The 15421-nt window shown below is 41.2% G+C and carries 20 protein-coding genes; 18 read left to right on the forward strand and 2 right to left on the reverse strand.

The features are described 5' to 3' along the window. Positions 1-63: 63 nt before the first annotated feature. The 4 genes from M3636_RS07615 to bshB2 all read left to right on the forward strand — a co-directional run bounded on the left by M3636_RS07615 (position 64) and on the right by bshB2 (position 2393). The gene (locus M3636_RS07615) at positions 64-996 is read left to right on the forward strand and encodes a hypothetical protein (RefSeq protein ID WP_251381905.1); all 933 of its coding nucleotides are present in this window, start codon (positions 64-66) and stop codon (positions 994-996) included. Then, a complete protein-coding gene (locus tag M3636_RS07620; protein ID WP_251381906.1) occupies positions 993-1244 on the forward strand; it encodes a type II toxin-antitoxin system HicB family antitoxin in 252 nt (83 codons plus the stop codon). The genes M3636_RS07615 and M3636_RS07620 overlap by 4 nt, the downstream gene beginning before the upstream one ends. A 110-nt stretch (positions 1245-1354) precedes the next feature. Beyond that, a complete protein-coding gene (locus tag M3636_RS07625) occupies positions 1355-1699 on the forward strand; it encodes a YojF family protein (protein ID WP_056691728.1) in 345 nt (114 codons plus the stop codon). 19 nt (positions 1700-1718) lie between these two features. Then, the gene (bshB2, locus tag M3636_RS07630; RefSeq protein WP_128102070.1) at positions 1719-2393 is read left to right on the forward strand and encodes a bacillithiol biosynthesis deacetylase BshB2; all 675 of its coding nucleotides are present in this window, start codon (positions 1719-1721) and stop codon (positions 2391-2393) included. Between the two features lie 166 nt (positions 2394-2559). On the opposite strand, the gene M3636_RS07635 is transcribed toward bshB2, so the two are convergent. Beyond that, complete coding sequence (locus tag M3636_RS07635; RefSeq protein WP_251381908.1) at positions 2560-3120, reverse strand: cysteine hydrolase family protein; 561 nt, start codon at positions 3118-3120, stop codon at positions 2560-2562. A 165-nt stretch (positions 3121-3285) separates the two neighbouring features. On the opposite strand from M3636_RS07635, the gene M3636_RS07640 reads away from it, so the two are divergent. From M3636_RS07640 to M3636_RS07695, 12 genes are all read left to right on the forward strand, one after another. Continuing rightward, positions 3286-3813, forward strand: a complete 528-nt coding sequence (locus M3636_RS07640; protein ID WP_128102072.1) for an RNA polymerase sigma factor — start codon at positions 3286-3288, stop codon at positions 3811-3813. Beyond that, positions 3800-5275, forward strand: coding sequence for a DUF4179 domain-containing protein (locus M3636_RS07645; protein ID WP_251381910.1), 1476 nt, complete (start codon positions 3800-3802; stop codon positions 5273-5275). The genes M3636_RS07640 and M3636_RS07645 overlap by 14 nt, the downstream gene beginning before the upstream one ends. A gap of 257 nt (positions 5276-5532) precedes the next feature. Continuing rightward, complete coding sequence (locus tag M3636_RS07650) at positions 5533-6429, forward strand: PhzF family phenazine biosynthesis isomerase (RefSeq protein WP_251381912.1); 897 nt, start codon at positions 5533-5535, stop codon at positions 6427-6429. 139 nt (positions 6430-6568) lie between these two features. After that, entirely contained in the window at positions 6569-7486 is a 918-nt protein-coding gene (locus M3636_RS07655; RefSeq protein WP_251381914.1) for a phosphotransferase enzyme family protein, read from the forward strand. A gap of 20 nt (positions 7487-7506) precedes the next feature. Beyond that, positions 7507-7974, forward strand: a complete 468-nt coding sequence (locus M3636_RS07660) for a VOC family protein (protein ID WP_251381916.1) — start codon at positions 7507-7509, stop codon at positions 7972-7974. Continuing rightward, complete coding sequence (locus M3636_RS07665; RefSeq protein ID WP_251381918.1) at positions 7971-8519, forward strand: GNAT family N-acetyltransferase; 549 nt, start codon at positions 7971-7973, stop codon at positions 8517-8519. Before M3636_RS07660 ends, M3636_RS07665 begins: the two co-directional genes overlap by 4 nt. 65 nt (positions 8520-8584) lie before the next feature. Further along, positions 8585-9118: a DNA topology modulation protein gene (locus M3636_RS07670; protein WP_128102077.1), complete on the forward strand. Its 534-nt coding sequence runs from the start codon at positions 8585-8587 to the stop codon at positions 9116-9118. A gap of 15 nt (positions 9119-9133) precedes the next feature. Next, positions 9134-9457, forward strand: a complete 324-nt coding sequence (locus M3636_RS07675; RefSeq protein WP_128102078.1) for a hypothetical protein — start codon at positions 9134-9136, stop codon at positions 9455-9457. Positions 9458-9493: 36 nt separating this feature from the next. Beyond that, positions 9494-9934 carry an aminoglycoside 6'-N-acetyltransferase gene (gene aac(6'), locus M3636_RS07680; protein ID WP_251381920.1) on the forward strand — a complete coding sequence of 147 codons (441 nt, stop codon included), beginning with the start codon at positions 9494-9496 and terminating at the stop codon, positions 9932-9934. Between the two features lie 156 nt (positions 9935-10090). Beyond that, positions 10091-10426: an antibiotic biosynthesis monooxygenase gene (locus tag M3636_RS07685; RefSeq protein ID WP_128104462.1), complete on the forward strand. Its 336-nt coding sequence runs from the start codon at positions 10091-10093 to the stop codon at positions 10424-10426. Positions 10427-10610: 184 nt separating this feature from the next. Further along, the gene (locus M3636_RS07690) at positions 10611-11798 is read left to right on the forward strand and encodes an aminotransferase-like domain-containing protein (protein WP_251381922.1); all 1188 of its coding nucleotides are present in this window, start codon (positions 10611-10613) and stop codon (positions 11796-11798) included. A 264-nt stretch (positions 11799-12062) separates the two neighbouring features. After that, positions 12063-12542, forward strand: a complete 480-nt coding sequence (locus M3636_RS07695) for a GNAT family N-acetyltransferase (RefSeq protein WP_251381924.1) — start codon at positions 12063-12065, stop codon at positions 12540-12542. A gap of 224 nt (positions 12543-12766) precedes the next feature. Here the strand turns inward: M3636_RS07695 and M3636_RS07700 are convergent, their stop codons facing one another. Further along, on the reverse strand, positions 12767-13546 hold the full coding sequence (locus M3636_RS07700; RefSeq protein ID WP_251381926.1) for a DUF817 domain-containing protein: 780 nt from the start codon (positions 13544-13546) through the stop codon (positions 12767-12769). A gap of 159 nt (positions 13547-13705) precedes the next feature. Here M3636_RS07700 and M3636_RS07705 point away from each other — a divergent pair, with 159 nt between their 5' ends. Both M3636_RS07705 and M3636_RS07710 read left to right on the forward strand, forming a co-directional pair. Then, positions 13706-14074 carry a hypothetical protein gene (locus tag M3636_RS07705; protein WP_128102083.1) on the forward strand — a complete coding sequence of 123 codons (369 nt, stop codon included), beginning with the start codon at positions 13706-13708 and terminating at the stop codon, positions 14072-14074. A gap of 20 nt (positions 14075-14094) precedes the next feature. Continuing rightward, a complete protein-coding gene (locus M3636_RS07710; protein ID WP_251381928.1) occupies positions 14095-15327 on the forward strand; it encodes an exo-alpha-sialidase in 1233 nt (410 codons plus the stop codon). Positions 15328-15421 lie beyond the last annotated feature (94 nt).

A 15421-nucleotide genomic window follows, 5' to 3' on the forward strand; every position in this document is an offset into this window, starting at 1 on the left:
CGCATGATTCTAAATGGCAGTGTGAATTCTTCAAGGGAATATAGAACGAAGTTGAGGTGTGAAGTGAGAAGGATAAGTGTATTGCTATTATGCATCTGTATGATCTATGGATTTACTCCACCTGCTCTAACAGAAGCGGCTAAGGCTTCTACAACAATTAAAACAGCGGTACATATGTACAAAGGCCAGCCTTATGTTCAGATTAGCGGTGGCAACCCAGCCGTGACCCAGTCCATTAATAAAATTTTAAAGGAACATACGGTAAAGGTCGTTGATGATCACCGAGCACTGCAACAACACAATCGTGTAGCCTGGTCTAAAACCAGTGTCAAAACCTTGTACAATAACCAAAAGTTATTGTCTATCGTGTATACGGATGGGATAAATTACACGGATGATAACGTAGGAACCTACATATCTTCGACGTATAACTTTGATCTTACAACAGGGAAGCGTATTACACTAAGCGATGTTGTCGATACGGAGTTCAAAAAAGCTAATCTGCTGTCGATCATATCTCAGAGTCTTCAGTTGAAATATGATAAAGGTATTCAGATTATCGAGAAGCGAATTTATGAAATTCCGTCGTACTATGTGTCAGAATTTTATTATTACAATAAAGGGATTGTCGTCCGTTTCCATCCCACTACTGTGGCAGAAGCAGCAGAAGGATTCATTGACGTTAACGTGCCATATGACCAATTAAGCGATCGGAGCATTAGTCAAACTGTACCTAAATATCTAAATTATCTACGGAATCATGTGAGTGATTATATCGAAACCGAGATGCAGTACTTTGATGGATACAAAATAGGCAATATTTATGCTTTGAGTAATGGGGAATATTGGAGACAGGTTGAACCCAGATTTTATTCAATACCATCTGACTTGCTATCTGCTAAGGTGAGGATCTATAAAGATCGAACACGGTACTACATGTGGGTTGACGGCACAGATGATGCAGTCGAGGTAGAGAGGCTGGTTTATTCTGAATGAAAACATACAGAGCCTATGCGATATTCAATTTTGCGGCTGATGGGATCAATGTTACCTTTCCTGAATTATCTGGATGTGTGACGTGTGGTTATACACTAGATGAAGCTTTGTATATGGCAAAAGAAGCGCTTGAGTTATATATCAAAGGTGAGCCTATCGCGGAACTCCCAGCACTAGCTAGCGAGATGCCCGAGTTAACTGACGCTAATAATAGGGTTTATCTGATTGAAGCGAATCATACAGATTGATGCGTCAGACAGAGTCACATCAGGGTTCTACGTCATTTTATGTATATTCTCGCGCAACATATGTTAAAATGGGATTTGTACTATCATTTATATTAAATAAGGAGGCCAATATGGAGCCGATACAGCCTCAAGATATTCAAAATAGAATCAGCGAACTTGCTGATCAAGATGTATACGTACACCTTGAATTAACGACAGGTGCGTATGCTCAGCACTTGGACAGCACAAGACATCCGGCGTCGGCATTTATTTCCAATGCGGTCATTCGATATACGCAGGGATCTATCTCCGCGACGAGTCCATACCGAGTTGGCTTAAAGACAACTCAGGGATGGATCTATGCTGAAGGACTTACACATGTCGATGAGCAGGACAAGGATCGCTTAATTTTGGCTGGACATGATACTCAAGGAAAATTGGTTGTAGCATTACAACTCAGCAGAGAAATGTTCTGATGGAAGTGGAGGAGCAAGCATGAATAATGAACAATACAAACATCAGCGCATTTTGGTTGTATTCCCTCATCCAGATGATGAGGCATTTGGAGTTTCGGGAACGTTGGCTAAATACATAGAAGACGGTGCTCACGTCACATATGCTTGCCTAACCCTTGGGGAAATGGGACGAAATATGGGAATACCGCCATTTGCCAATCGAGTAACGTTGCCAGCCATTCGTAAGCAGGAATTGATTGAATCCGCCCATGCGATTGGTATCCAAGACTTAAGAATGCTAGGTTTTCATGATAAAATGATTGAATTTGAAGACCCGGATCTGTTGGATGCCCGGCTTATGGAGCTCATTGATGAGTTGAATCCGTCGCTCGTCATTACGTTCTATCCAGGTCATAGTGTGCATCCTGATCATGATGCGACAGGTGCTGCTGTTATCCGCACAATTAGCCGAATGCCAGCACAGAACCGTCCGGTTGTACATTGTATCGCATTTTCCAAAAACTATGAGCAGGCTATTGGAAAACCAGACGTCCTCATGGATGTAAAGGCGTTACTGGCGAAGAAAATGGCATCGATCCGCGCACACCGTTCACAGTTCCAAGCGGCTGAGCTTGTTGGCAAAAGCGAACTGAATGATAAGGAAATTCAGAAACGCTTCGGAACCGAAGTGTTCTGGACATATCGATTTGAATAAACGCCGTGGATCATGCGATAAAATTATATTTTATTATTAGATCTGTCCCACATAACAGATCTAAGTGATCGTAAAAGTCGCCTTCGAGGCGACTTTTATGTTTTATAACGAAGATTAGTACAATCCTTACTTTGAACGAAACGCATTAATTCCGATGATGTTCGTTCTATTGATCTAAGCTGTCTAATAACTCATCTGTCGTTAGAATGGTGGCGAATTCGTCATGTAGTGTTGCAAGTGAGATCTCATGTACCGTCTCCGCAGTATGATAGGTGCCGTGTTGGTCATATAAACCAAATGCGGCTACTGCATCTGAAATAAGAGTTGTATTAAATCCTAAGTTACTGCTCATTCGAGTCGTTGTGGATACGCAATGAGGAGTGGTTAACCCCGTTATTACTACATGTGTGATATGATTTTGTCTTAGATGTTCTTCTAGAGGTGTGCCGATAAAACTACTATTTACCTTCTTCGTTAAAACGATTTCCCCTTCACTCGGTTTAACGACCTCTTTAATACTGAATCCTTCATTTGTAGGATGGAATAGAGAATGAAGCTTGTCGGACGTATGCTGGATATGTATGATGTGCCACCCTTTGTCTCTCCATGTCCCAAGTATTCTACTGATATTTGCTTCCGCTGATGGATTGTTCCTTTCACCCCACTTGGGATCATCAAAAGCCTTTTGGACATCGACTATAATTAGTGCTGTATTTGGTTTCTCCAATGACAGTTCCTCCGATCCTAATTTTGGGATTACATCAATTTTTATTCTAATCTCTGATTCTGCTTTCCGCAAATGAATTCAATGATAAATATCGGTTCTTGTGAACCTAATGAGGTCTTGGGTGATCTAATGAATAGATGAACCTAAGAGAAAGGGGAGCCATGTGTGGATTTAACTGAGAAAGTAACACTTGCAAGGCAAGGAGATCAAGAAGCTTTTGTATATGTAATACGAGCTGTACAGCAAAGCTTATTTGCCATAGCCAGAACCATTGTGAAGAACAACGAAGATTGTGCAGATGCCATGCAGGAGACGATTACTAAGGCATATTCTAATGTACATACACTGAAGGAGCCTACCTATTTCAAAACGTGGATCATTCGTATTCTGATTAATGAATGTAATCGGATTATTAAGAAAAAGCAACGAGTAAGCCCGGTGCCATACGATACGAGACAGACATCGTATACGGGGGATTATGGCCAGATCGAATTGTTTGAAGTGATAGATCAGCTGGATGAACAACTCCAGACTATCGTGATGTTATTTTACATTGAGGACATATCGATCAAGGAAATAGCAAAACTACTCCATGTTTCTGAAGGCACGGTTAAATCACGCTTATTTAGAGCCAGGCAGCAACTATCTGAACTTTTAGTAGGGGAAGGAGAGGGCAAATATGAATCATCCTGATGCACTTGATCGCGAACTTAAGTCATTGTTGAAGTCCAAAGCAGAAGACGTGGCTATTCCTGATCCAGTTCAGAATGCTGTCGAAAATACGCTATCTTCTCTACCTAATCAGAAGAGGAAGAAGAGATTACCTATTAATCGGTGGAGATGGATGGCTGCAGCAATAGTCTTCTTTTTTCTCCTCGGTGCGATTTCGGTTTCCACTGTGCCCATATTTTCTGAAATGCTGCGATCTTTGTTCGCTAAAGATAATCCGGATATCGGACTATTGCGAGCACAAGAGTTAGGGTTAGTTCACAATCCTCATATTAAAGTAAAAGATAAAGGTTATACGCTCGTAATCAATGAAGCTGTGGCCGATCCGACGCGGGTGACGATTGCTCTACAGCTATTTGATCCCAAAGGGAAACATAATCGTGACAAATTGGTCATTGGCTATGAGAACGAAATTACGATTAAGGATAGTGAAGGAAATAAGGTAGACACCATGTACGACATGGGATATACGAATGATTTTTATTACCTAGTCGCCTTCTTCCGTGAGCCTCTACAGACAGACCGGATTACCATTGAAGGAAATATTCAGAAACTAGGTCAGCGGAATGAAACACCCATTGAAGGCGATTGGAGTTTTAGTTTTGATATGGATATGAAAGAGGCTAATAGCAAGACGACCATCGAAGAGTTGTCCGGAAGCTATACAACACCTCACGGGATGACGGTGACGTTGAAGCGACTGACAAGGATGGTACAGGGCGTTCGTCTCGAACTGGAGACAGAGCTTAGTGATGAAGCCATGGCTAGATCACCGGGAGATTTATGGGAGAAACAGATGCTGAGCTTCCATTTTGAGACGATGGATAAGGAAGAGATTCATGCTGTGAATCCGAGAAAACAGGGTTTTATGGATAGTTTGATGACTTCTGATCACAAGGTCATTGGTAATGGAAAAATGCACTGGAGTTACACATTTAAGTACTTGCCTGAAGAAGAACCTTACCGATTTGTCTTAGATGCCTATTCCGTTGCAGAGTTAGATGGAAGCCAGATTACGTTTAAACCCGCTGAATTGGTTGAGCCAAAAGGGTATCAAGTATTGAATGATCACTTTGAGTTGATCGGGACAGCACTTCAGGAGTCTGATATGGAACAAGGCCAGAATGAAATGGTCATCTCTTTCTATGCAGAGTTAGAAAATGAATTTGACTACAATGTATGGAAGGCAGTTGATGCCTTAGGTAATCGGTACGAAGTAGATCGCGGTGGGGTATCGTTTCTTATTCATACTTTGCCTGACAATTGGCGTGAAGGATTGATTAGTATGGGAGATCGTGGGATGAAGCAACCCTACAAATTCGAAATTAAAGGATTAAGTCATATACCCGACCAGCTTACTTTGATCAGAGAAGTCGTTGACAAGCGCTATCAAGACCCAGATTGGTCAGTGCTGCTTAATCAATAGAGAGAGGGAGGGAGCCGAAATATAAGTTACATTAAAAGACAAACAAAAGAGCAACATACAGGCAGCAGTAAAGCTACTATTATGGTAGCTTTTTGTTGTTATTATAGCGCTAGTGTTGTAATTATCGTCTCTAAGCTTCGTTATAAGACCACATATAAAATTGTTCATAATTGGTGTTATCTGGGTTATCATGTATGTAGTGATTCTATCAGATCAGTAATACCTATATCTAAGAAACTTGGAAAGTGGGAATAGACATGCCTATAATACAAGTTCTACATTACGATGCCTTCTCTTCAGAGCCTAATATGGGAAACCCTGCGGGAGTTGTTTTGGAAGCGGATCATTTGTCTGAAAGGGCAATGCAGTCCATTGCACGTTCCGTTGGATTCAACGAAACGGTATTTGTTGTAAGATCAAGCCAGGCGGATTATAGACTAAGATATTTTACACCAGGACATGAGATTAACTTATGTGGACATGCAACGATGGCTTCGATGTATTGTTTAAAGACACGAGGACATATTAAAGCATCCCAGAATGCTCTAACGATTGAAACGAATGTTGGAATCCTACCTATAACGTTTGATTACATTAATAATGAACTGATGGTAACGATGAAGCAGGATCATCCTCAATTTATTCCATTTCAAGGGTCAGTTAAGAAACTAGCAGAGAGCCTAGGCTTATTGGAAGAAGAAATCGATCCCTCTATGCCCATCGTGTATGGAAGTACTGGAACATGGACGTTACTAGTGCCTATTAGAAACTTAGAGAGCTTTAACAGAATGCAATCTAATAATGAGATTTTCCCAGAAATCTTGATGGAGAAACCAAGGTCTTCTGTGCATCCTTTTGGATTAGAAACAGTTAAGAAAGAGGCAATGATGCATGCAAGGCACTTTTCTTCACCGTATTCAGGTACGATCGAAGATGCGATAACAGGAACCGCATCTGGCGTGATGGGAGCTTATTATTTGACATACCTTGATCAAGAAGCGTCTAACATAGAGTTCATCGTGGAACAGGGTACAGAAGTGCATAAAGATGGACAAGTGTTGGTTAATGTAAGTCGTAGGCAGGAAGGTATAGACGTGTATATCTCGGGAACAGGGGTCTATGTTCGTGAGCTTCATGTTGAATTTGATGGTTAATTGATGATTCTCTAAAATGCAATGCAGCGGATTGGAAAGCGACTCCTATTCAGAAGGGCGTGACATACATTTGGTCAATCAAGACATACTATCTCAAGCGGCAATAGCTTTTGGAATTAACCCTACTTCATTGGAGTTTGTGAGTAATTCAACGAACGAAGTCTATAAATACATTAACAATAATCAGATGTACTATCTACGATTATCCGAAAAATCCATTGAATACGAGATGAGCATTCAGGCTGAGGTTCACTGGGTTCGTTTCTTGGCTATGAACGGTATTCGTGTTTCTTTACCTCTATTAACAGTAGAAGGAAGCTTGACAACCGTATGTAGAGATCATGAGAAATGTTATATTGCTACTGTGTTTGAAGGAGTTTCGGGGAAGTTTTTTGATTCAGATCCACAAGCATGGGACTCACCCTTATTTAAACGATGGGGTGCGACAATGGGACATATGCACAAGTTAACTAGCTCATTATACGAGCCTATGGATTCACAACATACGAGAGTGAAGTGGAGCACGCTAGACATTGATAACCCGCATTTACATAAAGGCAACTACGCTGTGCTTGTAAATAAGCTTAGAGCAATTGAGCAGGAATTGATGTCGTTACCTACAAACCCTGAAGCATATGGGCTAATCCATTATGACTTTCATCCTTATAATTTTCTAATTGAACATGGAGAAATCAATGTATTTGATTTTGATGATTCATTGTACGGTTGGTACGCGATGGATATTGGTGTAGCAGCTACACACGCTGTATGGTGGGGTTCAGATCATTCAAAGTGGCGTTCCAAGAACGAATTCTCCAAGCATTTCTTAACTGCGTTTCTAGAAGGTTATCTGGAGCAGAATAATCTAGATGATCAATGGATTAAGAGGATTCCTTTATTCATGGAATATCGGAATATCAGTTCTTTCTTCTGGTGGCTGAAGGATTGGGATGGGGATGAAGGAAAACTGAGTGAGTCTCAGAATAATGCAATTACTGACGCAGTTGCGCGGATTCAGTCGAATCAAACATTTGATGGGTGCGATTTAGAGTTATGACGTTGAAGGAGTTGAATTGAATGATTCTAGGACTGTATGAAGCTCATTTACCGATAAGTGATAAAAATAGATCGATCCATTTTTATTCAAAACTAGGACTGGAGCTTGCCTGGGAAGATGAAGATACGGCCTTTTTCTGGATTGAGAAAGAGAAGAGCTGGTTAGGTCTGTGGGAAGGGGAAGAACATCGGCTTCCATATCATCCTTCGATCAGACATATTGCATTCAGAGTAAGTTATGAGGAACTGAAACATAGTATAACTTGGCTCAAAACGATTGGTGTTGAACCCGTTCCTTTTGGACGAAGAAGTTCAGTTGAACCTTTTGTACGTGCAAATCAAGGGAATGCCTCCGTATACTTTAACGATCCTGATGGGAATAGTCTTGAGTTGATGTGTTTTGTGCCTGTTCCTGAAAAGTTCAAATCTATAACAGATAAACTATCATTTGAACAATGGGAAGCTATGATCCGGGAGGAAGAACAATGACCATGTTTCCTTTTCAAGTTAATGAATCAATCTTAATTAATATAATTCAACCTAAAGATCGAGATGAATTGTACTCATTAATTGATGAAAATAGAGCACATCTTCGAAAATGGCTATTGTGGGTCGATAAACGAAAGTCTCCATCCGACTTAGATTCTGTTATAGCGATGTGGGCACAAAATGTTGAAAAGAGAAACGGATTTGATGCAGGAATATGGTACAACCATAAGTTGGTTGGAATGATCGGGCTACACTACATTGATTGGAAGAACAAAGAAACAAGCATTGGGTATCTTTTATCGGAGTCAGTCGAAGGTCGTGGAATTATATCAACATCGATCAAGGCATTGTTGGGTTATTTTTTTACTGAGTTTAAGTTGAATCGCGTAATCATTCAATGTGCAGAAACCAATCTAAGAAGTCGATCTATTCCAGAACGTATTGGTTTCGTAGAGGAAGGCATTTCAAGAGAAGCTCAGTGGCTGTACGATCATTATGAGAACATTGTGACTTATAGTATGCTATCGAGTGATTGGAATAAGTAACATTGCTTCTACTTTTCTGAAGAAACCCGTCGCTTAACAATCAATTTGCTGCGAAGGAGAACAAAATGAATCGAATATTGGTGATTGGATCAGGTGGATCTGGCAAATCAACGCTTTCCAAAAAGTTGGGTAACATTCTTAATCTGCCTGTTATTCATTTAGATGCTTTCTTCTGGAATCCAAACTGGGTTCCTAAACCTAATGATGAGTGGGATCAGGTGATTGAAGAGTTTACAAACCAAGATCAATGGATCATGGACGGTAACTATTCAAGGACAATGAATACTAGGATGGAGAGAGCCGATGTCATTATCTTTTTGGATATGCCAAGGCTCTTATGCTGTTATCGAATTATCAAGCGGCGCTTGATGTACCATAACAAGAGTAGACCCGATATGAATGAAGGATGTAATGAAAAGTTGGATTGGGAATTCGTGAAATGGGTCTGGAATTATAAGAAAAGAAGTGGAATGAACGTTCTGAAGAAGCTCGAACATATGCAGGGAGATAAACAAGTCATTATTTTAAATACTAGAAAACAAGTAGATGAATTTATAGGCAGAGTAGAGAATGATAGAGGAATACAGATAACAATGTGAGGACGTTGATATTTTTTGACCATTGCAGCAATAATTATAGCCCCTACAGATCAAGGCTTTTGTGTCCCCGTTTCAACAGAAAGTTTCTTCAAAAGATGCTGGATACCTGGAATACAAAGTCTACAATTAGAGATGGTATCTTATTTCGCTGACCCAGGAATAGATCTGACGAAGGAGCATTTCCCGGAATTAGTTAGAGAATTAAGTCTATTAAGAGAATGGGCGAATAAAAGTTTGGAGGAGAAAGACGCGACATTTTTAATAGGTAGGGTGGATTTTCTTATTCAGAAGATGACAGAGGTCTTTAATGATGAAGCAGTTATTTTGTATATTGGTTAATGAAGAGTAACAATTTCAAGAAAAGAAGGTGTGCTGATGGAGATTGTTCAGGCGGATGAAGCTAACGTAAATGAAGTGACCCGGCTAGCCTTAAAGTTATGGCCAGAGAATTCGTGGGAACACCTAAGAGCAGACTTTGAAGAACTATTACAATCAGAGAAAGACATGTTATATCTTGCAAAGTCTCAACAGAATTACGTTGGATTTATTCACTTATCAATAAGAACCGATTACGTTGAAGGTTCTAATTCATCGCCTGTTGGTTATGTTGAAGGTATCTATGTTGAGCAGGACTACAGGAATCAAGGCATCTCAAGAAGATTAGTTGAAGCAGGAGAGAAGTGGGCGAAGTATATAGGCTGTACACAGATGGCTTCAGACACGGAGCTTACGAACCATGCAAGCCAAGCATTTCATGCGAAGATTGGATTCACAGAAGCGAATCGTATCGTTTCTTTTATTAAGGACTTGAAATGAATAACCTGAAATTCGAGTTGAGCACCTGATCTGTTATCATTGATAATCATTTTCAATTGAATTAAACTAGATGTTGAGGACAGCCAAGCTAGATGAGCTAGGTAATATGGCTACTCCTTGTTATTTCAATAATATGAAACGATGTAGGAGGTAATTATGTTAATTCAAACTCGAAGTATGATTATACAAAAGGGATACAGCGATCAGGTCGTAGAACGATGGAGCGGTCCTTCCCCGGTTGTGGAAATGCCAGGTCTTATTGATTTCAGTGTAATGGTTAACAAGCGAAACAAAGAACAAGAAGAAGTTCTGGTCATCATTCGCTGGGAATCAGAAGAAGCGTGGAAAAATTGGGAGAAAAGCGACGTACATATCAAGGGTCACCGTGAAAAGAAAACACAAGAAAAGCCGGAATATCTGATCAGTACTACCGTAAATATGTATGAGGTACAGACAGTTAAGTCAGGCAGCGGTTCTTTCAGTAATTCATAATACTCTAAGCACACGATTGACCATTAGCTGGTTAGTCGTGTTTCTTTTTTTTATAGATGAACGGATGAATTCACTTGTGATACAATCAACGAATGTAAGAAGTGCAAGGAATGCGAGACAATAGAGGTTAAGCATAAACACCACACCAATAGAATGTACTGACAAACAGGGAGGCATTATTACGATGGATTACGCATTTTCCAACAGGATTGCTGCATTGCAGCCATCTATCATTCGTGAAATTTTAAAAGCAACTTCAGGACAGAACGTTATTCCGTTCTCAGCAGGTAACCCTGCACCAGAAACGTTCCCTATTGAGGCGATTCGTACGTTTACACAAGCCATACTGGAGCATGATCCAGTGACGGCTCTTCAATACGGAATTACAGAAGGATATGCCCCGCTACGAGAAGCACTGACGACACATTTGAAAAAAGGGTTCGATACAGGCAAAGAATCAGATGAACTGTTTATCGTCTCTGGCGCTCAGCAGGGAATCGAACTTGCTTGTAAAGTATTCTGTAACGAAGGTGACACTATTATCTGTGAGAGTCCAAGCTTTATCGGATCATTGAACACTTTTCGTGCTGCGGGAGCCAAGCTAGTTGGTGTGCCTATGGAAACGGATGGGATGGATATTGAGAAGCTTGAACATGCTCTGCAAACGGAGCAAAACGTGAAGCTGATTTACGTGATCCCAAGCTTCCAGAATCCGACGGGCATTACAACAAGTGAAGAGAAGCGTAAGGCAATCTATGAATTGGCCAAAAAATATGGTGTCATGATTCTTGAAGATAATCCATATGGTGAACTTCGATTCAAGGGACAAGATGTACCAACCATTAAATCAATGGATGATGAAGGTCTTGTCATATATGTAGGTTCCTTCTCCAAAATTCTATCTGCGGGTCTACGTGTGGGTTACGTTCTTGCACCGTATGAGGTTGTTCAGAAGATGGTTGTGGCTAAGCAAGGTGAGGATGTACATACGGCCATGCTTCCACAGATTTTGGCGTACAAGTTCATGGCAGAGTATGACTACGACAGTCATATTGATAGCATTCGAACAATCTATCACAGAAAGTCAGCATTGATGATCGAACAGTTGAAGCAGCATATGGGTGAGAGAATTACCTTTACTCAACCAGAAGGTGGCCTGTTCCTGTGGTGTGATCTACCGCATCAAGTTCCGATGCTCGAATATGCCAAAACTGCTGCTGCTCAGGGTGTTGCAGTCGTTCCTGGTACGGCGTTCCTCGTGAACGAGAGCGAACCGTGCAATGCCATTAGGCTTAATTTCTCTACACCTTCGGATGAGCAAATTGTAAAAGGGATTCAAATTTTGGGTCAAGTATTAGACTCCTATAAGTAAAGACAGCATCGATATGGATATAACGCACACTAATATCATGGAAGAGCAGTAAAACCGCCAAACTGGCGGTTTTTTGTATAACGATTTATTGTTCTCGTTAGCTAGTCAGCTACGTTTTTTTTGAATGATTAGGGGAACCTAGAGCAAAAATGGCTTATCAAAAGATTCTATAGATGAGGTAATTGACGATCAGAGTTGTTCATGATAATTTAGATTAATCACAAATTAAACCATCAAAGCCAATGAGATAAAGGGGGTTTAGACATGTCGTCGACAATCGTGCTCGCTGCCGCCGAAGATGTAAGAAGTGAGGATTCAGTACAATTAATGAAGGAGCTGAGCGAGGAGCTCGGATTGTTATACGGAGGTGACGGTACGGCAGGATTCCAACTCTCAGACGTGGAAGTTCCGCGATCAGCATTTATTGTAGCTCGTTTGGATGGTTATCCTGTTGGTTGTGGTGCGATTAGACCCCTTGATGAACATTCCGTGGAAGTGAAGCGCATGTATACCCGTTCTGACTATAGACGTAAGGGCGTTGCACAAGCGATATTAGCTGAGGCTGAGCGTCTTGCCATACAATTTGAGTATCGCAATTTGAAGCTACAGACAGGTCCGCTGCAACCCGAAGCTGCCGCATTATATGAGCGAATGGGATATTATCGGATTCCTATTTTTCACGGAGACTGGGATCAAGTATTGGCCTATCAGAAAGACTTAGTTAATCAACCAGCGACCCTCTGAAACGGTATTTAAGATTAAGCGAACAAAGGTCGACAACACGTAGCTTAATTTCAAAAGTATTGATGTACTATACCCAGCACCAAAATTACGATAAACAATGCCTTTTGAATTTAGTTTAGTTAAATAAAACTCCCCACTCGGCATAATCTTGCTATAGCATGGGGAGTTTTGTGTATACATTTGCTATGTCTGTTTACAATGATCCTAATAACCTATACCTAATTTTAACTATGAATGTTCCTCGTTCGATTGGCTTTCACATATTTAAGCTGAGCAACGATGATGACACTAATAATAACAAGCAAGAACCAGGAGCTGATCTTGCTGAAGCTCACGAGCTGCCACGTTTCATGCTGGTCAGGATATTTCCAACCATTAAAGAATGTAGCGATGTTCTCAGCAGTCCAGATGAAGAAGCCAACAATGATAAAAGCGAGTGACAGTGGCATTCGATAGATTGTAGAACGTACACGGTAGATAATCCATGTCTTCCAGAACACAACAAATACAAGTGCTGTGAGCCACCAGCGGAAGTCGGGAATAAAGTGATGTGTGAAAAAGTTAAGATAGATTGCTGCTCCGAGCAATACGGAGGATATGCCACCTGGCCAACCGGTCATGTCCATTCGAAGTCTACGCCATACTTGGCACATAAAGCTAGCTACACTTGCATACATAAATCCACTGTAAAGCGGAACGCCCAATAATTTAGTATATCCAGGTTCAGGATACGACCATGAGCCCATCCATACTTTATATATCTCAAGTGTCAAGCCGATCAAGTGAAATACACAGATGACCTTGATTTCATCAAGGGTTTCCAGACCACTTCGATACATTAGGTATTGCACGATAAGTAGTATTAATAGAATGGCATCATAACGATGAAAAAAAGGAACTTGAACGACGCTCGTAAGTGCTAGTGTCCCAAAAATAACAACAGGGAAAATACAACTCATAGCCTGATGATAGCCAAAATGTAATAACTGTACGATAGATTTCATCTTACCTTTACTCCTTCATAAGGGCTGCTGATCTCAGTGAGATCCGTGGCTTTTTTTGATCTTTAGTTGAACGCCGTTTCCATTAATAGTAGGACAACATACTATAGTTTATATTATTCGTCTAGATATCGCTTATGCAAGAGAAAGGAGTGACTAGAATTGCCGTATAGCACAGGTCTTATCTATAATCCTGTTTCAGGAGCAACACAGTCTACACAGATCATTGTAACCTGTCTTAATGACTCACTTAACGCGCCAGTAAACGTTGAGCTTGAGGTTTTCCGATGGGATTCAACACAAACGGTTCGAATACCGATAGGTCATGAACTCTTCGAGCTTACAGCCCAAGCAGGTAGGACGTATGTGTATCCTCTCATCAATGCTTCTTTTTTTGAGGTGCAAAGTGATTATTTCAGTGCAACGAGCACCATGATCAATGTTTATGGTGTCGATTCGACAGGGCAGATCATACAACGTGTTCTGCAATCTGAGATGTCACTGATCGACCGATTCACCAATATCCCATAATCTGAAGTGAGGTGAAATTGATGGTTGTAGTTAATATTACTGGAGCACTAGCAGGGAATCAATTTGAACCTTCGATTGCTGTTAACACGCTTAATCCTAATATTCTGTGTGTTGTGGCCGTGGATACCAGTACGGGTCCGACATTGACAGGATTTTATCGTTCTATTGATGGTGGAACGACTTGGTCAACCTCGATTCTGCCCAATCCTCCCGGGTATGCTGGCGCAGAGGCACCTACCATTGACTATACGTTTCCAAGTACATTTATTGTAACCGTGCACGTGTTTAACGGATTCAATGACGGGACAATCGTGAGTTATACCTCTTTCGATGATGGATTAACCTGGCAACCGCCCGTTATTGTTCAGGCAGGCTATGGTACGGTTATTCATAATGATGAGCCATTAATTGCGGTTGATCGCTCTCCTGGTAGTCCTTACAGGGGGAATGCTTACGTGGGCTATACACCATTAGCCACGACCTTCTCTGCCATCTTTTCTCAGAGATCTCTTACACAAGGGTTGAATTGGGAAGCACCTGATCGTCAGTCCAGCCCAAGAGGTACACATGACCGTGCAGCATTGGCAGTTGGATTCAATGGAGAGGTCTATGCAGGGTATATCATTACTGGGCCTGCTAGTCCTTCAGCGCTTCTGCGAATCTCGTACGACGGAGGGATCAACTACCAGCCTTCTATTGAAAGACAATCTACATTTATCGCTTCGGTTGTTCCTTCACCTTCTCCTTTACCTGTACCTAATTATCAATTTCGAGTACAGACCAATTTGAATCTCGCTGCAGATATTTCTAATGGGCCGTTTAGCGGAACGGTCTATGCTGTATGGAATGATGCACGTAACGGATATACTGATGTTTTTCTCTCCGAGTCTCCCGACGGCTTACTTTGGTCAGATCCAGTAAGTATTACAAGTGCACCCGTCGGCACACAGAACTTTTTCCCTTCCATCGCAGTTTCACCATACACGGGTACGATAAGAGTTATTTATTATTCCAACCAGATTGATGGATTCCTGCTCGATGTTTATGTCGCAGAGTCGTTTAATGGAGGAGCTACCTTTACCAATCGCCGACTTACCACCACTTCCTTCAATCCAAACGGAATCTCGCCGGTACCGACAGTTCTGATCGGAGATTATATCACGGCGCAAACGACTGCTCCCGACAATCTTGCTGCGGTATGGATGGCAACAACTCTTCCTACAGGTAAATTAGATGTCTATTTTGGAACGTAAACGCCGTGATCGTTCAAACAATGTTTACAATTAAAAGTTAAATCACCTATGGTATGGCTCTAAGGGGTCATGCCTTTTGCAGTTCTACAACGTA

It is taken from the genome of Paenibacillus sp. MER 99-2 (assembly GCF_023714095.1).
Lineage (GTDB): Bacteria > Bacillota > Bacilli > Paenibacillales > Paenibacillaceae > Paenibacillus.